This window comes from Marivirga tractuosa, from assembly GCF_042140215.1.
GTDB lineage: Bacteria > Bacteroidota > Bacteroidia > Cytophagales > Cyclobacteriaceae > Marivirga > Marivirga tractuosa_A.
Window position 1 is genome coordinate 2414444 of sequence record NZ_CP159478.1, and the last position, 22842, is coordinate 2437285.

Sequence of the window (22842 nt, forward strand, 5' to 3'; positions counted from 1 at the left end):
TTGGCAACTTAGTGGAAGATGTGCCAGAAGGAACGACCATAGAATGGACGCCTTACGGAAAAGTAAGGACTGTAACCAAAGCAGCTGAGAATTTAACAATTGATTATCGTTACGATGCAGCCGGAAACCGTATAGCTAAAATTATTGATGATAATGGAACGGTAACCACCAATCGCTATATTCGTGATGCAAGCGGAAATGTAATGGCAGTTTATCAAGATACCACAACATTGGAACACCATATTTACGGAAGTAGCTGTCTAGGCTTGGCATTGGAAAAATCAAGACCAGGACAACTCAAACTAGGCCACAGACAATATGAACTAAGCAACCACTTGGGTAATGTTTTAGCAGTAATTACCGATAATGTCAATATGGTAAACAGCACGGAAAACAGCCAATGGTACGATAGCAAAGCCTGGCCAACCTTAGTAAAAACCAATGACTATTATCCTTTTGGTTTAGCAATGGGAGGGAGAACTTCACAATTTTCTGAGAATGATTCTGTTGCTTACCGCTACGGCTTTAACGGTAAGGAAAAAGATGTTGACTTCAATAATCACTATGACTACGGTTTCAGAATTTACAACCCAAGGATTGCCAAGTTTTTGAGTGTGGATCCTTTGACTAAGAGTTATCCTTGGAATAGCCCTTATGCATTTGCAGAGAATGATGTGATTAGAAGTATTGATCTGGAAGGAGGAGAAAAACTAATAGTTAACCACGAATCTGTTCAAGAATACTCGGCATTTTTTACTATCGTAGAAAATGATGAAATACTCAGAAAAACAGTTAAAGATCCTATCAGCAATCCAGAACTTGAGGACAAAATTCATATCTATTTGGTACAAGTTGATAACTTTGGTGCAGGTTTAGGTACTTATGCGGCAGGAGCAAATTATAAATTCAGTTCCGTAGCGGTCAAGGTAGATCAATACATAAATTTCAAGAATGGAGTTGATCAAGTGGGATATACTAAAACTGAAGCAAGACAAGATGAAGCTTTTTTTAGTCAAGCTAATTTGGATCCATATGCACTAAAATCTAAAATAGAAAAGGGGATTAAAGTACAAATTGTAGCAGTTAAAAAAAGAGATGACTTTGGTTCAGATGCAACTTTTGAAGCAATACTTCATGAGCTTTATCTTCACACAAGAAAGTTTGAAGAAGCGGATAATGATGCTGATCATTTGGAGGGATTGGGCACAAAATCTCGATATTCTGCAGAAGCTTGGGAAGTTCCAGAAAGTGAAATGGGTATTCTTTGGAAACGGTTTAAGAGTACGCAACAAAAAATGGAGAAAAGGAAAAATGAAAAGTAATATATATATATTGATATTTGTTTGTTTTTGTTGTCTGAATTGTAATAGACAATCGTGTACAGATGAAAAGTTAGAAAAGTACATATCTGAAGGTGAAATTATATATTCTGAAAAAATAGGGAATAAATTCAATCTTTTTAATGAGGCAGAATTATATTCTGATTGCAATAATATGGAAGAGTATCAAAGAAGTTTTTTTAAAACATCAGATTATTTCTACTTTTCGGAAGGTATTCTGTTTAGATACAGTGTTTTTAAGAATATCGACAATAAGTATTTAAAAGGTTTTTGGGGAATGAATAATTTGGGGAATATTTATTTCAAACCAATTGAACAACTAAATTGTCCAGCGTACATAATGCTTGACAGAAATAAAGAGATGACTAGATATTCTAGTAAGGCTCTTTTGTTGGACACGAAATGTTCAATTTATGCTCAAGAATATACTTATCAGATCAACTCAAAAAATGATTTCCATGATGTTTTTTCTATTAAATACCATATGTTGCCGCTTGATGGTGTTAGAATAAAGAAATCTGTTCATGAAGAAAATGCTTCGACTGCTGAAATGGTATTCTCAATCACTAAGGGGATTGTTAGTTTAAAATATGAACCAAATGTAGATTACACAATACTTCCTTGGGCAATTGAATTAGTTTCTTCAGAAAATTAAGACCTCACCAGCTAAATTATTCCTTACGGCAAAATAAGGACCGTGACCAAAGCAGCTGAAAACCTGACCATCAACTATCGATATGATGCAGCCGGCAATAGAGTGGCTAAAATAGTCGATAAGGATGGAGAAGTCACCACCAATCGCTATATTCGTGATGCAAGCGGAAATGTAATGGCAGTTTATCAAGATACCCTCACATTGGAACACCACATCTACGGAAGCAGCCGATTGGGCTTGGCATTGGAAAAATCAAGACCAGGACAATTAAAATTAGGCCATAGGCAATATGAACTAAGCAACCACTTGGGTAATGTGCTGGCAGTGATTACCGATAATGTAAACATGACTTCTGATACCCAAAACAGCGAGTGGTACGAAAGCAAAGCATGGCCAACCTTGGTGAAAACCAATGATTATTATCCATTTGGATTGGCAATGGGAGGGAGAACTTCAGAATTCTCGGAGAATGATTCTGTTGCTTACCGCTACGGTTTCAACGGGAAGGAAAAAGATGTTGAAGGCATGGGCGGTGGTGGCTCTACTTATGATTACGGCTTCAGGATTTATAATCCAAGGATTGCTAAGTTTTTGAGTGTTGATCCTTTGACTAGCGAATATCCTTGGTATACTCCTTATCAGTTTGCAGGTAATAAACCGATTATGGCAATAGATATAGATGGTTTGGAGGAAAAAGCTGCAATTTATCTGTATGGCGAAGATAAACCAGCATTAGTTGTCGAAAATAGTTTGTTTACGAATGAGCCAGCAATGGATGTATTCTATGACATGTTCACTCAGCAAGCTGATTTGATGGAGAATTTTAAATATCATTGGGAAAAAGGCTATAAAGAGTATTCAGAAAATGGAGGGCCAAATAGCTTTGGAACTTTAGAAATTAGGGAAGATATGGGTGGAACTTTCAATCTATCGTATAATCCGGCAAGTGCTAATCCAGTCGCTTCGATTGGTGAAGGATTTAAAAGTGGTTGGGGTTATCTTTCAGCAGATACTAGAGGTAATAGAATCGGTAAAAGAATGACCATTGGGATTGCAACGGCACCTCTTGCTGCAGGTACCAGTGTTTTGGCAGGTTTAGAAATGATTATTCTATTAAATGAAGTAGGAAGTTCAGGAGCTGCAGCAGCTAATGGAGAACTTGAAAGTAGCTTTAGTGCTTTAAGAAGCCTTATAACAGAATATGCTGGAGAAACTGGAGGAGAATATTATGACTATGCTGAAACGACAATTAAAGGTATTCGACTAGGTATATCAATACGAGATGTTAAGAATATAAAAACCTGGGAGGATACACTCGATGAAGGGGTGAAAGCTATTGCAGCGGAAATTGATTCATTTATTGATTATTATAAAAAATATTATGAAAGTGATGAAAATCAAAATAATAAAGAGTCTGTTGACAACTAAAAAGTGATAATTTGATGTCTAAATTAAAAAAATATACGAAGACGAGTTGGTTAGGCCCACTTTTGGTTTTGGTTTTTTATTTGCCACTTGTATTTGTTTTTGTTTATAATGGTATTAATCAAGTATTTTTTATATTAATGACAATTTCTGTTGTATTTGTTTTTATTATTAATAAAGATGTATTTATGTCCTCGACTTATATTGTGATAAAACATACATATGTACCTTTTATAAAATTTAGGTTTCCTATTAGTGATGTTACAAAGATACAAATTATCTATTTGGGAGGAAGAGGCAATAAGGAGGCATTGAAAATCACCATTAATAATCGTAAAAAAAAGAGGTTCTATATGAGCCTTGGGCATGATTTTCAAGAATTTATTAATGATGTCCGAGCAAATAATATTGAAGTTGATACAAGTAGACATCCGAAACTAAAATAACAATCCTACCCAATGGAGCAAGCGTTTGTTTGTGTCAAAAATTTATATTGGGTATGCAAGCCATGGAGTATAATTATGATCAGTTGAACCGAATCACTAAAGGGCTAAGCTTAACAAATTATACGGAAGGAAGTGGTTTTGCTACGAGAGATACGGAAACAGCTGCCCCTTATGATGCACAATATAGCTATGATGCTAATGGCAATTTATTGAACTTACAGCGGAATAATGAAGCCAGCGAAATACAGGATGATTTTGATTATCAATATTATGCGGGCACCAATAAGCTGAGAGCATTGGCAGAAGGTGCTCCAGATGCCTACATCTATGATGAAATCGGCAACTTGGTGGAAGATGTGGAAGAAGGAACGACCATAGAATGGACGCCTTACGGAAAAGTAAGGACTGTAACCAAAGCAGCTGAAAACCTGACCATCAACTATCGATATGATGCGGCCGGAAATAGAGTGGCTAAAATAGTCGATAAGGATGGAGAAGTCACCACCAACCGCTATTTTCGTGATGCAAGCGGAAATGTAATGGCAGTTTATCAAGATACCCTCACATTGGAACATCATATCTACGGAAGCAGCCGCCTAGGCTTGGCATTGGAAAAATCAAGACCAGGCCAGTTAAAATTAGGCCACAGGCAATATGAACTATGCAACCACTTAGGCAATGTTTTAGCGGTAATTACCGATAATGTGAATATGGTAAACAGCACTGAAAACAGCGAATGGTACGAAAGCAAAGCATGGCCAACCTTAGTAAAAACCAATGATTATTATCCATTTGGTTTAGCGATGGGAGGGAGAACTTCAGGATTTTCAGAGAACGATTCTGTTGCTTACCGCTACGGCTTTAATGGTAAGGAAAAAGACCCAGAAGGAATGGGCGGTGGAGGCTCTACCTATGACTACGGCTTCAGGATTTACAACCCGAGGATTGCTAAGTTTTTGAGTGTGGATCCCTTAGCTTATAATTTTCCCTACTTTAGCCCTTATCAATTTGCTGGGTTAGACCCAATCAAGTATATTGATTTGGATGGTTTAGAACGAGCATATTATGATCCATATACTCAAATGATAGTACCGGCAAGCGACTTCCACCAACACACTCCTGCTCCAAATGTCGAATATTTGAATACTTTGTCAAAAGAGGAAATAGAGAAGAGGGCAGAAGATAATAAGACAGTTTTGAGTTTCGTTCCATTAATTGATATTCCAATTGATGGATATGATGCGATCAATGATTTTAGTAACGGAGATTATTTATTAGGTACATTAAGTGTTTTTTCTTTTATACCAGGTGCAGATTTTATTACTAAGCCGTTAAAACAGTTAGTAAAAAGATCTGATGATATTAAAGATCTTGTCAAGACTTCCGGAAGAATAAAAAAAGCAGATGGAAAACTATCGAGAGAAGTAATTATAGCTACAAAAACGGGTAAGAGGACAGATGCTTTGAAAGTGGCTAAAGGCGCTATTGGTGATCTGGGTGATGATGCGGTTGGGTTGCCTGGAAAATCTACAGGTAGATTTCCAAATGCAAATAAGACTATAGTTGGAGTTCAATCAAAAGATGGGGCTAAAGGCTATAGGATTGACTATGATTCTGAAAAGGGAACGCATTACAACTATTGGAATCATGAAACAGGAGAACAGGGAGCAGTATTGTTTGAAGGCACCAAAGATCAAGTAGATCAATTGAAACAGCAATTAACTAATACATATAATTTACCGAAGTAATATTATGAATACGCAACTAGATTTTTGGCTTTTCAATAAGCATGTGAATCATATCAAAATCTTAGAAATAGGAGAAGATACTTTTCGGAAGGAAATAGCTCAAAAAAAAGGTTATGACCTTTATGAACCAAATACAAGGCATGATACAGTTTTCAATTGGGATAAAATAACTCCCTCTTACAGTCTTTCCTATGATTATGTTAATATTGAAAGTGAATTGAGTGCATTTTTGGGGAATACCCCACTTGTAAATCATCAAAATATGTTAGTTGAAACGGCACCAGGTCGTCCTATTATTGAGGTGAAAACCAAATATTTTATCAATTATATTTGGGATTTTGTAAGAGCCAGTAATGGAATGGGGGCAGTAATGGCAACGAGTGATTATGACTTGGTTATGGAATTTTCGAATGATGAAGAATACTTATTGTTTAGCGATTTTAAAATATAAGTTCATTAAGTATTTTAAACCACCCGTTCCCGCCATACTTAGCATGGTGGAATGAAAAATTCGACCACAGCCAATATGAATTGAGTAACCATTTAGGCAATGTTTAAGCGGTAATTACGGCTTCCCCGATCCGACTGATAATTTGAAAAATAGAAAAAGGACTATTTTAATAGCGGAACAACTGAACAATGATTTTACTATATCTACTAATAGCCATTTTGTTATTTCAAAAATCAATTCTTCATAGAAGTTATATGAATGATTGTAATGATAATTTAGATTTTGGACTTAATAATTTTTTATTTGGGGAAAATTCTGCAGAAAACCAGTCTTTTAAAGTTGGGTTTTTCTTACTTTCATTTCTTCCTTTTATAATCAAGTGCAAAGATGAAGATGAATTAATGAAGAGGTTGAGATTTAAGATAATAATACTAAACTTCCTGATTTATACTTTGGTCATAACTTTTGCTTTTCTTTATTATTACTATAATTGGTCTCTTTAGTGGTGTTGTGGGGCAATACCAATGCGCTTTACAATGGGAACATTGGCTGGATGGCAACGTACTTACCAGGCTTAGGACTAGAAAGTGATGATCGAACTGCCGGTATGCAAGCCATGGAGTATCACTACGATCAGCTAAACCGCATAACGCATGGTCTAAGCTTAACAAATTATACGGAAGGAAGTGGTTTTGCTACAAGAGATGCGGAAACAGCCTCTCCTTATGATGCACAGTATAGCTATGATGCCAATGGTAATTTATTGAACCTGCAGCGAAACAATGAAGCTAGCGAAATACAAGATGATTTCGATTATCAATATTATGCGGGCACCAATAAGCTGCGTGCACTGGAAGAAGGAGCAGCAGATGCTTATATTTATGATGAAATCGGCAACTTGGTGGAAGATGTGGAAGAAGGAACGACCATAGAATGGACGCCTTACGGAAAAGTGAGAAGGGTTACGAAAGCAGCTGAAAACCTGAACATCAACTATCGATATGATGCGGCCGGAAATAGAGTGGCTAAAATGGTAGATAAAGATGGAGAAGTCACCACCAACCGCTATATTCGTGATGCCAGTGGAAATGTAATGGCAGTTTATCAAGATACCCTCACATTGGAACACCACATCTACGGTAGTAGCCGCTTAGGTTTGGCATTGGAAAAATCAAGACCAGGACAACTCAAACTAGGCCACAGACAATATGAACTAAGCAACCACTTAGGCAATGTTTTAGCGGTAATTACCGATAATGTAAATATGGTAAACAGCACGGAAAACAGCGAATGGTACGAAAGCAAAGCATGGCCGACCTTAGTAAAAACCAATGATTATTATCCTTTTGGTTTGGCAATGGGAGGAAGAACATCAGAATTTTCAGCAAACGATTCTGTTGCTTACCGTTACGGCTTCAATGGTAAGGAAAAAGACGTAGATTTCAATAATCACTATGACTACGGCTTCAGGATTTATAATCCAAGGATTGCTAAGTTTTTAAGTGTTGATCCTTTGACTAAGACTTATCCTATGTTGACTCCTTATCAGTTTGCGAGTAATACGCCTATTCAAGCTATCGATTTGGATGGTTTGGAGGCCAAGATTACTGTAAATAGTCAATATAACCGTAAAAGGATTAGTAAACTTTTTCATCCTAATGAAAAATATATATCAAGTGAAGTAGGTAAGCAAGCTGCTTTGCTTATAGCTTGGTATTCTGTAGATGCGGTTTATGAAAATGACGATCATTTGAAAATGTATCCAAATGTAGAATTTCCAAAGAGTGGAAAAGCTGCAGAAGTTACTTATGATGGGTCATTTAAGGGCGTTCAAATATGGGCCAAAGATGAAAATGATAATGAAGTCTATTTAGGTTCAATTAATAATATGAGTGAGGAAAGTAGTTTCTTTGATTTTTTTGATATGGGGGTAGGTGAATATAAAGAAAGAGATGCTGATTATTTTGATAACCTAATTGCAAGAAATGTTGATCAAAATGCACTGGATGACCTTAGTGAAGCTTTCGGGAATGGGTTTGATTTGAAAAATTCACTTTATGGAGAATTTTTAAATAGTAAAGGATTCATGATTGGCGGGGGACTAAAGAATTTAGATAGTTATGAGGGATTCAGATCGAAATATGATTATACTGGAGATACCGGTAAATTTCAATTATATAATTATGAGACCAAAGAGCATGAGTATTGGCTTGGTCAGTAAAAATGAAATAGGTGGAGTATCGAAAACTAGAAAGGTAAAAGATAAAGATGATTCAATTAAATATGATATTAAATAAAAATATTCTGTTTATTCTAATACTGCTCTTACTTTGGAGTTGCCATGGAGAGAAACAGCAAAAAAACTGTAATCAAGAAGATGTTCTTGAATTAATGTATATAGTGGAGGGATATAAAAGTTTTTCAAAAAATCTTGAGTTAAACGAGGTAGATTCTTTAACTAAATATTTACTAATCTTAGATGAGATGTCTACAATAAGTGATATTTATATTTATAGTTCCGGAGGTTTCAAGCAAAATACAAAATATTTTTTAAATCCTTGTGATAAAATAGAAACTATAGAAATCGAAAACGCAAGAGAAAAACTTAATTCATCAATAAAAGTATTTTTAGAACAAAAGAATAATTCAGGATTTGAAAGTTTATTAAGGAGATATTTTCTTGAGGAAGGTGGGTATAAAATATTTAATAATAATAACAAAGATCAGACCGTGTTAGAAATAATTCAAAGAATATATATTGCCGAAATAGGTCTTTATCAAACTTTGTTTTACGAAATACATAAAGTTAATTAATATTTAGGTAGAAAAATAATGATAGCTAAGCTCTCTGGTGAGATTAGTGATTTTGGTCAGTTCCCCCAATGGCGCAAGCATCCGCTTGTGTCAAAATTAAACATTGAGGATGCAAGCCATGGAGTATCACTACGATCAGCTAAACCGCATAACGCATGGTCTAAGCTTAACAAATTATACGGAAGGAAGTGGTTTTGCTTCAAGAGATACGGAAACAGCTTCTCCTTATGATGCACAGTATAGCTACGATGCTAATGGTAATTTATTGAACTTGCAGCGAAACAATGAAGCCAGTGAAATACAGGATGATTTTGATTATCAATATTATGAGAACACCAATAAGCTGAGAGCATTGGAAGAAGGAGCAGCGGATGCCTATATTTATGATGAAATCGGCAACTTAGTGGAAGATGTTCAGGAAGGAACGACCATTGAATGGACGCCTTATGGTAAAGTAAGGACTGTTACCAAAGCAGCTGAAAACCTGACCATCAACTATCGATATGATGCAGCCGGCAATAGAGTGGCTAAAATAGTCGATAAGGATGGAGAAGTCACCACCAACCGCTATATTCGTGATGCAAGCGGAAATGTAATGGCAGTTTATCAAGATACCCTAACATTGGAACACCATATCTACGGAAGCAGCCGATTGGGCTTGGCATTAGATAAAGCAAAACCAGGTCAGTTAAAATTAGGCCATAGGCAATATGAACTAAGCAATCACCTAGGCAATGTACTGGCTGTCATTACCGATAATGTAAATATGGTAAACAGCACGGAAAACAGCCAATGGTACGAAAGCAAAGCATGGCCTACCTTAGTAAAAACCAATGATTATTATCCCTTTGGTTTGGCAATGGGAGGGAGAACATCAGAGTTTTCAGCTAACGATTCTGTTGCTTACCGCTACGGTTTCAACGGGAAGGAAAAAGATGTTGAAGGCATGGGCGGTGGTGGCTCTACTTATGATTACGGCTTCAGGATTTATAATCCAAGGATTGCTAAGTTTTTGAGTGTGGATCCGTTGACAGCTGAATATCCTTGGTATACTCCTTATCAATTTGCGGGGAATAAGCCTATTAGATTTATAGATTTAGATGGGCTGGAAGAATATGATGCAATGCAGGATCCTTATTTTACAGCGAAATTAGTTAAAACATATGCCTATGACGTGACTTTAGCAACGATTAATTTTGCTAGAGCATCTCAAGGTAATAACACTCGTGTGGTATATAAGCTTGATGAAAATGGTAATCAGACTTATGAAATTGAATCGATAGATATTTCAGATCAAAATCCTTTTGTTACTTTTGGGCATGATCTTTTAAACATTGTAACGCTAATACCAGGAGGTAAGAGTGTTACAGGTAGTCTTTTTGCTCGAACAGGAGGTAATCAGGTTGCAAGAGCGGGAAAGCAATTGTTAGGTGCTGGAGGTACTCAATTTCATAGTATTACCCTATTTAAGCAGAAGGGCTCTAAAGCAAGGATTGATGTTGAAAATCCAGCCCCAGGTAAAAGAGCAGGACAAATTCATTACCAAGATGAAAACAATATAAAATATCTCTATGATGTAGATAAGAAGAAATTTTTTGGTAAAAATGCGGAAACAGGAGATTTTGATGTAGAAGCCCCTAAAAGCGTTAATAAACTTTTAGGTGATGATAAGATAAAAAGTGCAATAGATAAAGGGTTAAAATATTTAGGAGAAGAAACAAATTAAAAAATGGAATTTGCTTATAATAATAGGTTTCTAAAACTTACAGAAGGGAACAATATAGAATCATTTAAAAATAAAGTTAAACCTCCTTTAATGAAACTTTTAAATGATGACTTTATAAAAATAGATGGTTGTCATTATTATAGCTTTATGGCGCCAAATGGTCCTTTTTCTAAAGATTTAACAGATCGAACTGGCAATGAAGCCTTTTTTAATAAAATACAAATCGATGATTATTTGGAGTTGGAGAATGAGTTAGATTTTTTTATTCAGGGAGTGGGATATTCGATTTTACTGTTTGAAAAACTAGAAAAATGCTATACTGAGAGTTTTAGAGTAATTTTTTCTTATGATGGGAGTTTTGCTAATGTAACTTTTTATAAAGTCAGAGATGGAGAAAGTTGGCTTTCTGATGACTTAGAAAATTATAAATTAGAATCTATTTTAGTAATATCACCATCTGAGCATAGGATAAAATAGTTAATAGAAACACGCTGTTCCTGATTTTTCAATTCAGAACCAAGAAATAATGGTTTTACTGATACGAATGAATCCGCCTAAAGGAGCAGATACATCAAGGAAGCATGATATTATAATGAAATAAAAGATGGTAGAATTATTATATAGATTGTTATGAAGAAGGGTTTGTATTCCAAATAATTTGTTTAAGTGGTTATAATTCAGGGTTAATATGCGGTTATGTAAAAGATTCTAAATCATTACTTGATACAGTCCACAAGGCAATAACTCATGAAAATCTTATTGATGAAATCAATAGAAATTTTCTTGAGGTTAATCAATCTTCCATAAAGATATACTTATAACTCGTGTGCTACATAAATAAGATAGATTAGAGAGTTTACACGTAATTGAACCATGTTATGGAAAAGAAACTGAATATATGAGAGTAGAACGAACTGTTATTGGAAATGAAGAAATCTTGCACTCTCATCCCATATCAGTTTGCAAGTAATACCCCAGTTGGCGCACGCGTTTTCGCGTGTGTCAAAAGCATCAAGACAAACTTCCTTGTTTGCAGAGATGCACTAATACGGCTTTGAAGGAATTTCAATACATAAAAGTACTGCTGTTCCAACCATTAGGATAAAAGTCAATAAATGAAACTAAAAATGAAGATGAAATTGTTATCTTTACATAAAGGAAAATAATGGTTATGGGTACAGGTCAAATTAGGGAACTACTTCATGAATACATTAACCAAGCAGATGAACGACTGATCAATTTAATGTATGCCATGGTTCAGGCAGATCTGAAAGAAGAGGGTTTTGGTTTAAGTGAAACACATAAAAAAGTACTAGATGAAAGATTAGCAGCACATCAAACTGATCCTTCTGAAGGATCAAGCTGGGAAGAAGTTAAAAGCCGGATTAGAAAGCAATTGTGAATTATCGCTTAATTGTAAGGCCTGAAGCCGAGCTTGATATTTTAGAATCATCTCAATGGTATGAGGACAGGCAGGAAAATCTAGGTATACGTTTTTTAGATGAGATTGAAGAGAAATTGCATCTAATTACTCAAAATCCACTTCATTATCAAATCAGATATAAAAACATCCGCTTAGCCTTAATAGAGCATTTTCCTTATGCTATCCATTTTCTTGTAGATCAAAAAAAAGTAATTATACTAGCTGTGTTAGGTACTCGAGATGATCCCGAAAAATGGACATAATGTATTCACTCAACTCCAGTTGGCGAACGCGTTTCCGCGTGTGTCCTTACCACCAAGCCTTATTCTTCCACCGTATCATCAATCTCCAAAGTCTCCAAAATATCGGCCAACTCATCAAAATCCTTATAACCAGGTCTAATTTCTTCACCACCTTTTAAGGAAATACCTTTGATAGAAGTATTTTCAACCAAATCCATTACATTTTTATCATCAATATTGAAGCCTAAAATTACTGGGAAATCTTTGGCTAAATCTAATACCTGATTGACTACATTTTCTTTATAATGATTTCCATTGCCAGATTCAAAAAGGAAAAATTCAACCTCCTCTGCTACCTTTTGCATGGTGTTTTTTACTTCTTCGGCATCAGTCACTTTATCCATATCAAATCTCAAAATCCTTTTGAAATCCGTAAATAGTGGGATAATGGCAGGATTATCAGTTTGTAGGTAATGGATCTCGTACTCTTTGATAGATTCTTTAATGGCATCTTCTGAAGAATTGCCGTATTCCGCAACGAATTCCACGCCTGAAACCCAACCAGTCAGCTCCATAAAGTTTTCAGGGCTAACGTAAGTTGGATTATCTTTTTTCAGGTCAAACCCCATTAAGTTTACAGTCATGCCAGCACAATAGCGCGCATCACTTAGATTATTGACTTCAGATATCTTAACGAATGTTTTTAATGCCATTTTGTAAAATTTTAATCTATGTCGTTTAGTTGTGATTTTAGATTTTATCCTTTGTATTTATCTTCAAGGAGAATGAGGATAGTATTCATTAAACGACATTGGAATTTTGATGCAAATTAAAGGAAAATTTGGCTTGCTTGAAAGAGAATTGGAGTAAGCTTTTCCAAAGTTTGCAACTTGAAAATGATTGTTACAAAATTTAGATTAGAATTGGTCTTCTTTTATATATGATTTAATCCAGACGCTCTTTGAATAATATGAGATTAAGTGTTAGTTTTGGCGTTTATCTATATCAATTCAGTTCAAATATTTATGAAAAACACTCTACTATTACTATTTATTTTATCAGCTTTATTGCTTTCGTGTGCTGATGATACAAGCCAAGTTGAAGAACTTATGGCAGCTAATGAGGCCACACTGGAAGAACAATTAAACATCCTGAATAATGAGGGAGAATTCTACAATTTTAATTTAAAAATATTAGACGGAAATGACCCAATAGAGGGGGCTACTGTTGTTTTGGCTAGTAGTAAATCAGGCCAAATTGAAGAAATCAGATCAACCTCTGACGCAAATGGTGATATTTTCTTTACTGATTTTTCTGTAGGAGGAAATTTTATTACAATTTCAAAAGAAGGATATTATTCAGTTAATGGAATTATCAATTTTCGTTTTGAAGAAGGTTATAATTATGAAATAGTGAATGGCAGGGTAGTTCCCATTGAGAGAAATGAAACAGCAATACTGCCACTTTATAGTCAGGAAGGAAATAAGAATACGGCTAAAATTTCCGGTAAAGTAACTTATGAAAAAGATTTGACGAATGATGAACCTGAATATCCTGCAGGGAAAATTATCAGAGCTGATTTTACTTCAGAAATACTACAATCAAGTGAGGGAGTATCTTTTAATGAATATACCATTTCATCAGAAGGGATAAATATTGGTAGTGGTGAAGTTCAGGAGGATGGTTCTTATGAATTAATTATCCCTACAAATGCTAATGGGACTTCGGTCAGATTAATAACACCAGAAATACGAGAAGATCAAAGATTGGCATGGTTTAATGATGAAATTGAAAGTTATGAATATACTGAAATGGAAGCACATTTTGGAAAAAATGTGGATTATAATTATGTTCCTTATGTACCAGGCGTAATTGGAGAGGTAAGTTCACCCCCAGTAGCTGGAGAAGGTTTTCAAATTGATAATCTCAGAAAAGTCGGAAGAAGGATTTTTAATGATAGATCTTATATATACACTACCGAGTCCAGAGAAATAGATGATAACACAATTTATTCTTTTTATGGAGGTAGCAATTATCAATCCACTCCTACAATTCGAGTTGAGGATCCTACTGGAACTGATTTCAGTGCTGATATAGAAATGGAGGCAGCTGTTCAGCGCATTACTATGACAGAAATTGGAAAATACCCTGCAAATGGTTTTGTCAGAGCTGAAGTTTACGCTAACAAAGATGGTCTGGGAAGATTATTTGCATCATTTAGTATAAATGCGGATGCTAACGGTCATGTGTCTCAGGATATAATTGATTCGGTATTTCCAAGTCTGGAAGATTACTATTCGACTTCTGGTTTTGGAGATAGTTATAGAGATGTAAATGAGTTCGATAATTTTACTATTTACTTTAGTAATTCTACTGCAGCCTCAGACCCTTTGCAAGCCCAAGCAGAATTAGAATATAATGCCAAAATAACGGGCTTGAATATAAAAAATAAAGGTAAGAATTATACAGATCCTGAATTTGTCTTTGAAGGAGGTGATACTTCATCGCCAGCTGCACTTAACTTTAGTTTTTATGGAGCCCGATGGGGTATAAAGCTTGATAATAGCAATATTACAACACCTTATACTGTAGAGCCAGATATTAGATTTCAATATATTAATAAATATAATAACATATCGACTACTTCATATGTGACGAATGATTCTTTGGGCTATTCTTATGGCGCTTCACAAACAATGAACGAAGAATTGGAAATTGATGAAAATGGTGAATTGAAATTTAGAGCTGGTTCACCTTATTATACAAATTTTTACAGTGATGAAGAACCAATTGTTATAATTGAACAGGATCAACCTAAGAAAGCAAGTTTGAAGCTGCTAGTAGATTTTGAGACGGGAAAACTTATAGGAGTTGAAAATTATTATAAAGGGAGGGGGTATAACGAGCCTTTTGAAGTGACTATAAAACCAAGTATTGAAGGCTTACCAGGTGAAGGAGCAGAAGTTTCAATAATAGGTGGATCATATAATGACAGAGGTGAATATGAATGGTCTGGATTAATAGCCATCAATAATCCAGGTGCTAATTATCTTTATTTTTTAAATCGTGGCGAAAACTACTTTAATATAAGTGGAAGTTCAGATATCGAAATATTACCAGGAGAAGAAATCTATCGCGATGTAGAATATGGTACAGGAAGAAGAATAATGGAATAATATTACAATTTGAAAAATTGAATTAAAAGGCCCAGAGTTGAATTCCAATTCATTCTGGGGCTTTTTTTTCTTTTACTCAGAAAAACTATTATCAATTCTAGCCAATACATCATTCCAATGAATTCGGCTCATCTTATCTGAGGTTCTGTATCTTCGGCTTGTAATGTCTGACTTTAGTTGCTCCAGTTCAGCTCTCATCAACGGAATTACATCTGAAATTATCACCTCATCATTTCTCTTTTCCTCTGCATCCAGTTCTGCAAGTTGAGAAGTAGCCAATTCTACAAAGGTTCTCTGCAAATTTCTTCTATATACATCTACTGCCTGACCTCTATACAGCTCAGAGAAAATACCAGTTCTAATATCTTCCAGCATTTCCAACACCGTATAAGCATCTGATCCATTTAAGCTTTCATTTTCCACCATTCTTAAAATTCGGTCTTCATCAAGTAAGCTATTTAAGGCTCTTACTTGTAATGATTTTACGCGTTCAATGGCACCATCATCCTCTATTCTCTGAAGAATTGATTTGTTTAATAACCATTCATGATTGGTGAAGGCATGCTCATTAAGAAAAGCAACAGCTTCTTTTTGAATTGAAGATGGAACATGTTCATAAACTGCACCCTCTTGATCAGCAGTTTTACGAGTTTCATAAATACCGCCAACATTGGCCGTTACGTGGCGAATATAACCACTCCACATATAGCCTAACTCTCTATAAACTTCAGCTAATTCACTATAATCTTGCCCTTTTTCAGAAGTCCATTTTACTAAATTAGGAACCACTTTTTTCAAATTGGCCAAGCCATATTCGCTTGCTTTTACGTGATCATCTCCCAAACTTTCCCTGTTGGCTCTTGGGTCAGCAACTCCGTAACCGCTTCCGAATTCATACCATGGATTACCTGCTTTTTCTAATATCCATTGATCTAAAGTTGGCTTTTCTTTCTCTTTGCTATCTGCATCAGGAATAAATCTATAGCCCCAATTGATGGCATATTTGTCATAAGGCCCCATCATTCTAATGTAGCGAACTCCCTCATCTTCTGGCTGAGCAACATAATTCACTCTAGCATAATCCATAATGGATGGAGTCAATCCATACTCTTGAGTGAAAGTTGCTGATCTAAGTGAATCGGTAGGATAGGCAGAACTTGCTTTCATATTATGTGGCAACCCCAATGCATGACCTACTTCATGGGCAATTACCATTCTCATCATTTCACCGATTTCTGCTTCAGGAGTCTCCAAAGTTCTAGCTGATTCTTTTTGTGCTCCTGCCTCAATCATATATCGGTTTCGGTATGATCTTAAGTGGTTGTGATACCAAATAATATCACTTTCAATGATTTCGCCTGTCCTTGGATCTGAAACTGATGGGCCTACCGCATTTCTAGTGGTAGTGGCCACATATCTAACGACAGAATAGCGAACATCTTCAGGACTGAATTCCGGATCTTCTTCCTTTGTAGGTGGATCTTTTGCTATAATGGCATTTTTAAAACCTGCCTCTTCAAAAGCAATATTCCAATCTTCGATTCCTTGTTTGAAATATGGTCTCCATTTCTCTGGAGTGGCAGGATCCAAATAATAAACAATTGGTTTTACTGGTTCTACCAATTCACCTCTTTTATAAGCTTCAATATCTTTAGGAACTAACCTCCATCTTCTGATCAATTCATAATCATCTGATTTTAATTTATCCGAATTGTAATCATATTTTTGTATTGTGAACCATCCGACTCTGTCATCAGCTAATCTGGGCTGCATTTTATCTTCTGGTAACATAATCATGGATTGATTCAATAACATGCTAATAGTTCCAGCCTGATCTCTACCTGGGGGATCACCAGCATCATAAGTCATTAAGTGCTGCACTTCCACATTTTCAGGAAACGATTTTGCAGAAGAAATATAAGAACGGCTTTTATCCAATCTTTTCACCTTATAAGCCTTTCTCAACCTATCAGGCATTGCATTGATTGCACTAACCTCTTCTGCAAACAAGCTGCTTACATCTACCAGATATGCAGTAGAATCAGGATTAATAGCCTCAATTTTGCTGCTGTACAAAATAGGGAAGAAGTTATTGGCTTCAACAGATTTGTAAATTGGCGATTCCTCATCACTTTCATTTTGAAAACTGATGACCTTTAAATCAATATTTTTATCTCTTTTATACCAACGGACAACTTGCTCATTTACTTTTGAACCAGCGTTGATGTACCCACCTCCAAAGTTATCAGGTAGCTTTACAATCCGACTTACTAAAAGCAAGTCCTTTTCCAATTTATCAAAGGGTATTTCATAATACAATTTCCCATCCAATTCATGAGTGGTGAATAATCCTTCATCTGACTTAACATCCCCTTTGATGATATCTTTATAATTTTTTAAATCACCTTGAGGTTTCTCTGTTTTATTTTTTTCCTCCTGTTTTTTCTTCTTCCCAAACAGTTGTGCATTTACTTCAGTTTGAAATAAGAAAAGACTTAGTGTAATGGTAAATAGTAGTTTCATCATAAGTTATTTTTTAGCTTTTGTAAATGTATTTTAAGCTGATGAAAATATAAAATGCTTTTATTTAACTGGTAAATGACTCCTTTTCATCGAATAGAGTAAATCAAATACTTGATTTATTGATATAATTAAATAAATATTTTATATTTTAATCTTCACAACTCAAAATTATATTTAGTGTTTAGATTTTTTAACCTTAATAAATGGTCGAGATTAGAAAAGAACCTTGAGCAAAAACCTAATATTTTGTTGTCTCAATTTTCAATTATTTCTGTTTTTGCGGCTTTTTTTCAGGTTGTTAATGATCTATGGAATTTGAATTTTATTGCGGTTTTCCTTGATTTCATTATTGTCTTCATTTTCCTAACAACCTATATAGTAAACGAAAAGGGCAAACATCTTATAGCTAAATTTATATTTATAGTGCTTGGGACTGGGTTCATATTTTTTTATGCCTCTGTTATACCCAAATCTATAGGAGCGTACCTTATTTTTTATCCTATTTTGGCCGTAATATTTTTGATTTTCAGTAATGAGGAAAGGCAATACAAATATTATTCAGTGGTGTATGTTTTAGCGCTTTTGTTTATACTTGAACTTACCTCATATCAACCATTTGGTGAAATCAACCTGACAGAAGGTAAATCAGAAGATACTTCATTTTATGTGAATATGGTGATTTCCCTATTTGCTATGGTGTTTTCTATGTATAATATTGATGTAATTAATAAGCAAATTGACGAAGTACGATTAGAAACATTAAAAGAATTGGAACAAAAAAATGAAGAGCTTAAACTGGCAAATGATGAATTAGATCATTTTGTTTATAGTGCTTCTCATGATTTAAAAGCACCTTTATCTTCTATTTTAGGCCTTATTAATATTGCTAAATATGAGGTTAAGGATGACAAAACTATGGATTATTTTGTTCGAATTGAAAATAGAATTGAACGCCTAACCTTATTTATTAAGGAGGTAATTGAAATCTCAAGGAATACCAGAACTGAGATTAAAGCCGAACCTATTGAATTGGGGACCTTGCTCGATGAAATAATTGAAAATAACAATTATGTAGAGGGGATGGAGAAAATAGAATTCAATAAAAATATCGAATTTGATTCACCTTTATTTACGGATAAAGCTCGTATGGAAGTGATATTGAATAATTTAATCTCAAATGCTATTAAATATTCAGACCCGGAAAAAGATCAATCTATAATTGATATTACAGCAAAGAAGTTTAAAGAAGAATATGTGATTACAATAACAGATAATGGAATAGGAATACCAGAAGATCAGCAGGAGAAAGTATTCGATATGTTTTATAGAGGCGCCCAAAGTAAGGAGGGCTCGGGGCTCGGTCTTTATATAGTTAAAAATATGTTAGTAAAATTAAAAGGGGAATTCAATTTAAATTCTCAAGTTGGAGAGGGTACTAAAATAGAACTAACTTTTCCAGTTTTAAAATAATTGGTTATTCCATTGCTAAATTCATTAAATGCACAGCCGCCAAGGCTGCTGTTTCAGTCCTCAATCGGCTATTCCCAAGACTAACTTTTTTAAAACCTTTGCTAATGGCTAGATCAACTTCCTCTGGTGTGAAATCACCCTCGGGGCCAATCAAAATAAGTGCGTCTTGTTGAGTATTCAATTCATTTTTCATATGCACTTTATTATCAAAATCTACATAAGCAATAAGCTTGTTTTTAGCTTTTATGTTTTCTAAAAGCTTGTGATATGAAATAATTTCATTTAAAATTGGTTTTTTGGCTTTCAGAGATTGCTTCATAGCACTTATGACTTTTTTCTCCAAGCGATCAATTTTTATAACTTTTCTTTCTGAATGGAAACTCTGAAAAAAGCTGATTTCATCTATGCCAAATTCTGTGGCTTTTTCAACCAGCCATTCCATTTTATCCATATTTTTGGTGGGAGCTATAGCCAAATGTCTGTGAAATAAGGAGGGTTTTTCCTTGTTAGTATTTAAGATCTCGAATTCACACTTTTTATGGTTTGCATTGGTAATTTTGGCCTTATAAAAAGTCCCTTTACCATCTATTATATTGATTTCATCACCTTCTTGCTGTCTTAACACTTTTACACAATGTTTAGATTCTTCGAGGTCTAAATAATTGGTTTCAGGAAGTTGATCTTGATAAAATAAATGCATCCTGCAAATCTAATTATTTTTGAATTGTATTTATCATTTTGGATTCATACTAATGTGGTCATACTGTTGATTTTACTAATTTTAAATGATAATGAAAACTAATGTCACCGCACTGGTGCAAACGTTTTTGTATGTATCCATGTTATTTAATAAATGAAATACCACTTTGATTCAAGCATTCACATAAAATCAAAGACACTATGTATTTAACTCCAAATACTCAAGCTGGCGTACGCATTTTCCCGTGTGTCCATACTCTAAGAATAAATGACACTATGTATCTAACTCTAAGTCTCCAGACTAAAGATGGCAGGGTCGTACTCAATACTTTGTACAGAATGGAAGAAATTGAGACTTAAGGTGATAATGCATCAATTCTATCTTTCAGATGAATCAATTGTAGAAATAAATCGTTAATTTTATGTTGACAATGAAAACAATAGAAATCAAAGCGGAACTAAAAAACCTGATTGATCAGGAGACAAATCTAAGCTTATTAAAGGCAGTAAAGGCTTTATTTAAACAAAGAGACTTTCACTCTTCCATTGAAAAGGAAATGATATCCAGGGCTCTTGAATCTGAGCAAGATATAAAAGAAGGAAAAGTCTACACTATAGATGAAGCAGAATCTGAACTTAGTCAGAGGTTAGATTTATGAAAGTAGTGCTTACTGAGCAATCTTTAAGTCGCTTAGAAAAGTCCCTTCGATTTTTTCTTGAAGAGCTAGATATTCCAAAAGCCCAGATTGTTAAAATTAAGAATAACCTAATAGGAAAAGCCAAAAGCCTAGCAAAGAATCCTTATATAGGACAATTTGAACCTTATCTTAGTAGTTTAGAACATGGTCACAGAAGACTGATAGAGGGGAATTTTAAGATCATTTACCGAGTTGAAGATGATACAATATATGTGGTAGATTTCTTTGATAGTCGAGATGATCCTAAGGAAATGAAAGGTTAACCTTCCACTAACAAATTATTAGTATTTCAATATTCATCATAGAACAGTATTTTAAAAAATCTTAAATAGCTGATGTTTTCTTTTAAATAAATAAACTATTACACGATAGGTGAATTGATTATGCATATTGATTTTTTAATTAGATACATTCCTTTAATTTTGTCGCTTCTTTGCAAGAACTAAATTATTTATTTACACTATTACTATCGTTTTATTCTGTTTGTCAGTTAATTAAGACAATTTCTAGTGTGAAAGCTTAAAAGGCTCTATTTAAAATATTCTATGGATTATCTCAGAGGTCTTATTGGATTAGCAGTTTTGGTGAGCTTTGCCTGGCTATTTTCAGTAAATAAAAAGAAAATTGACTGGCGTTTGGTCGGAACTGGCTTACTATTACAAATCATATTCGGACTTCTGATCACTCAAGTTGAATTTGTAGAATTAATTTTCAAGAAAGTATCCGAAGCTTTTGTAGTCTTTTTGAGCTTTTCAGGAGATGGAGCACGTTTCCTTTTTGGTGATTTAGCTGGAGATTCTTACGGTTTCATTTTCGCATTTCAAGTTTTGCCTACAGTCATTTTCTTCTCTACGGTTACTGCAGGTTTATATTACTTAGGTATTTTACAAAAGCTGGTCTATGGTATTGCCTGGGTGATGTCGCGCACCATGCGATTATCTGGGGCTGAAAGTTTATCTGCCGCTGGAAATATATTCTTAGGGCAAACAGAAGCACCTTTATTAGTGAGGCCTTTTGTTCCAAATATGACGCGCTCAGAATTAATGTGCTTGATGACTGGCGGTATGGCAACCATAGCAGGAGGCGTTTTAGCAGGTTATGTAGCATTTTTAGGTGGTGATGATCCAGTTGAAAAAGCACGTTTTGCTTCTTATTTGCTAAGTGCATCCATTATGAATGCACCTGCAGCAATTGTGATTTCCAAAATATTAATCCCAGAAACCAATCCTGATGGAATTGACGATACTTTGCATGTGAGTCAAGATAAATTAGGAGTAAATTTAATTGACGCTTTATCTAATGGTGCAGCTGAAGGCTTAAAATTAGCACTTAATATTGGTGGTATGTTGTTGGCATTCATTGCAGTAATAGCCGCCATCAATTATTTCTTAGGTAATTTGATAGGAGAGTGGACTGGTTTGAATGCTTTTGTAGCTAGCTCTACTAATGGCACTTTCGATAGTTTTAGTTTAGAATATATTTTAGGTCAAGCATTCAGGCTTTTTGCTTTTGCAATGGGAGTGGAGTGGAATGATACTTTGGCAGTAGGAAGTTTGCTTGGCCAAAAAACAGCTATTAATGAATTTGTGGCCTATTTAGGATTAGCTGAAATGAAAACGGCTAATATGTTGAGTGACAAATCGATTATTATCGCCACCTACGCGCTTTGCGGGTTCTCTAATTTTAGTTCTATTGCCATACAAGTAGGCGGAATAGGAGGTATGGCACCCAACCAACAAGGAAACCTTTCCAAATTAGGTATGCGAGCACTTTTAGCGGCCACTTTGGCTTGTATGATGACGGCAACAATTGCCGGGGCTTTGGTTGAGTAAAGTTCCAAATAGGGAATATAGCCCCTTAACCAGAGAGATATTTGCATGAAGATTGTGGACTAGACTAAGTTGATTGAGGCTAGAAGTGGTAAGCATGGTATATTTGCCGAGGAATTATAAGCAATATTTAATGCTATTGTATTCAAATTAGTTTTTATATTGCTACCTAAATTT

Annotated in this window: 20 protein-coding genes; 17 read left to right on the forward strand and 3 right to left on the reverse strand. The window is 34.9% G+C overall.

Features of this window, described 5'->3' with window-relative positions:
- Positions 1 to 11 precede the first annotated feature (11 nt).
- From ABWH96_RS10900 to ABWH96_RS10955, 12 genes are all read left to right on the forward strand, one after another.
- On the forward strand, positions 12 to 1322 hold the full coding sequence (locus tag ABWH96_RS10900) for an RHS repeat domain-containing protein (protein ID WP_375577558.1): 1311 nt from the start codon (positions 12 to 14) through the stop codon (positions 1320 to 1322).
- Positions 1323 to 1494: 172 nt separating this feature from the next.
- Positions 1495 to 1995 carry a hypothetical protein gene (locus ABWH96_RS10905; protein WP_375577559.1) on the forward strand — a complete coding sequence of 167 codons (501 nt, stop codon included), beginning with the start codon at positions 1495 to 1497 and terminating at the stop codon, positions 1993 to 1995.
- Between the two features lie 42 nt (positions 1996 to 2037).
- Positions 2038 to 3423, forward strand: a complete 1386-nt coding sequence (locus ABWH96_RS10910) for an RHS repeat domain-containing protein (RefSeq protein ID WP_375577560.1) — start codon at positions 2038 to 2040, stop codon at positions 3421 to 3423.
- A gap of 14 nt (positions 3424 to 3437) precedes the next feature.
- A complete protein-coding gene (locus tag ABWH96_RS10915) occupies positions 3438 to 3866 on the forward strand; it encodes a hypothetical protein (protein WP_375577561.1) in 429 nt (142 codons plus the stop codon).
- 62 nt (positions 3867 to 3928) lie between these two features.
- Positions 3929 to 5614: an RHS repeat-associated core domain-containing protein gene (locus ABWH96_RS10920; protein WP_375577562.1), complete on the forward strand. Its 1686-nt coding sequence runs from the start codon at positions 3929 to 3931 to the stop codon at positions 5612 to 5614.
- A 4-nt stretch (positions 5615 to 5618) separates the two neighbouring features.
- On the forward strand, positions 5619 to 6065 hold the full coding sequence (locus ABWH96_RS10925; protein WP_375577563.1) for a hypothetical protein: 447 nt from the start codon (positions 5619 to 5621) through the stop codon (positions 6063 to 6065).
- A 553-nt stretch (positions 6066 to 6618) separates the two neighbouring features.
- Positions 6619 to 8286, forward strand: a complete 1668-nt coding sequence (locus ABWH96_RS10930; protein ID WP_375577564.1) for an RHS repeat domain-containing protein — start codon at positions 6619 to 6621, stop codon at positions 8284 to 8286.
- A 47-nt stretch (positions 8287 to 8333) separates the two neighbouring features.
- Positions 8334 to 8879, forward strand: a complete 546-nt coding sequence (locus tag ABWH96_RS10935; protein WP_375577565.1) for a hypothetical protein — start codon at positions 8334 to 8336, stop codon at positions 8877 to 8879.
- A 118-nt stretch (positions 8880 to 8997) separates the two neighbouring features.
- Positions 8998 to 10605 carry an RHS repeat domain-containing protein gene (locus tag ABWH96_RS10940; protein WP_375577566.1) on the forward strand — a complete coding sequence of 536 codons (1608 nt, stop codon included), beginning with the start codon at positions 8998 to 9000 and terminating at the stop codon, positions 10603 to 10605.
- Between the two features lie 3 nt (positions 10606 to 10608).
- Positions 10609 to 11082, forward strand: coding sequence for a hypothetical protein (locus tag ABWH96_RS10945; RefSeq protein ID WP_375577567.1), 474 nt, complete (start codon positions 10609 to 10611; stop codon positions 11080 to 11082).
- A 694-nt stretch (positions 11083 to 11776) separates the two neighbouring features.
- Positions 11777 to 12007, forward strand: a complete 231-nt coding sequence (locus ABWH96_RS10950) for an addiction module protein (RefSeq protein WP_375577568.1) — start codon at positions 11777 to 11779, stop codon at positions 12005 to 12007.
- Positions 12004 to 12291, forward strand: a complete 288-nt coding sequence (locus ABWH96_RS10955; protein WP_375577569.1) for a type II toxin-antitoxin system RelE/ParE family toxin — start codon at positions 12004 to 12006, stop codon at positions 12289 to 12291. The genes ABWH96_RS10950 and ABWH96_RS10955 overlap by 4 nt, the downstream gene beginning before the upstream one ends.
- Positions 12292 to 12350: 59 nt before the next feature.
- Here ABWH96_RS10955 and ABWH96_RS10960 read toward each other — a convergent pair whose 3' ends face one another.
- The gene (locus tag ABWH96_RS10960) at positions 12351 to 12983 is read right to left on the reverse strand and encodes a phosphoribosylanthranilate isomerase (RefSeq protein WP_375577570.1); all 633 of its coding nucleotides are present in this window, start codon (positions 12981 to 12983) and stop codon (positions 12351 to 12353) included.
- Positions 12984 to 13295: 312 nt separating this feature from the next.
- Here ABWH96_RS10960 and ABWH96_RS10965 point away from each other — a divergent pair, with 312 nt between their 5' ends.
- Positions 13296 to 15446: a hypothetical protein gene (locus ABWH96_RS10965; protein ID WP_375577571.1), complete on the forward strand. Its 2151-nt coding sequence runs from the start codon at positions 13296 to 13298 to the stop codon at positions 15444 to 15446.
- Between the two features lie 72 nt (positions 15447 to 15518).
- Here ABWH96_RS10965 and ABWH96_RS10970 read toward each other — a convergent pair whose 3' ends face one another.
- The gene (locus tag ABWH96_RS10970; RefSeq protein WP_375577572.1) at positions 15519 to 17972 is read right to left on the reverse strand and encodes a zinc-dependent metalloprotease; all 2454 of its coding nucleotides are present in this window, start codon (positions 17970 to 17972) and stop codon (positions 15519 to 15521) included.
- A 174-nt stretch (positions 17973 to 18146) separates the two neighbouring features.
- Between ABWH96_RS10970 and ABWH96_RS10975 the strand changes: the two genes are divergently transcribed.
- On the forward strand, positions 18147 to 19439 hold the full coding sequence (locus ABWH96_RS10975) for an ATP-binding protein (RefSeq protein WP_375577573.1): 1293 nt from the start codon (positions 18147 to 18149) through the stop codon (positions 19437 to 19439).
- 4 nt (positions 19440 to 19443) lie between these two features.
- Here the strand turns inward: ABWH96_RS10975 and ABWH96_RS10980 are convergent, their stop codons facing one another.
- On the reverse strand, positions 19444 to 20139 hold the full coding sequence (locus ABWH96_RS10980) for a 16S rRNA (uracil(1498)-N(3))-methyltransferase (RefSeq protein ID WP_375577574.1): 696 nt from the start codon (positions 20137 to 20139) through the stop codon (positions 19444 to 19446).
- Between the two features lie 430 nt (positions 20140 to 20569).
- Here ABWH96_RS10980 and ABWH96_RS10985 point away from each other — a divergent pair, with 430 nt between their 5' ends.
- From ABWH96_RS10985 to ABWH96_RS10995, 3 genes are all read left to right on the forward strand, one after another.
- On the forward strand, positions 20570 to 20797 hold the full coding sequence (locus tag ABWH96_RS10985; RefSeq protein WP_375577575.1) for a hypothetical protein: 228 nt from the start codon (positions 20570 to 20572) through the stop codon (positions 20795 to 20797).
- Positions 20794 to 21099, forward strand: a complete 306-nt coding sequence (locus ABWH96_RS10990) for a type II toxin-antitoxin system RelE/ParE family toxin (protein WP_375577576.1) — start codon at positions 20794 to 20796, stop codon at positions 21097 to 21099. Before ABWH96_RS10985 ends, ABWH96_RS10990 begins: the two co-directional genes overlap by 4 nt.
- A gap of 282 nt (positions 21100 to 21381) precedes the next feature.
- Positions 21382 to 22668 (forward strand): NupC/NupG family nucleoside CNT transporter, encoded by a 1287-nt coding sequence (locus tag ABWH96_RS10995; RefSeq protein ID WP_375577577.1) that lies wholly within the window; start codon positions 21382 to 21384, stop codon positions 22666 to 22668.
- The last annotated feature ends 174 nt before the right edge of the window (positions 22669 to 22842 follow it).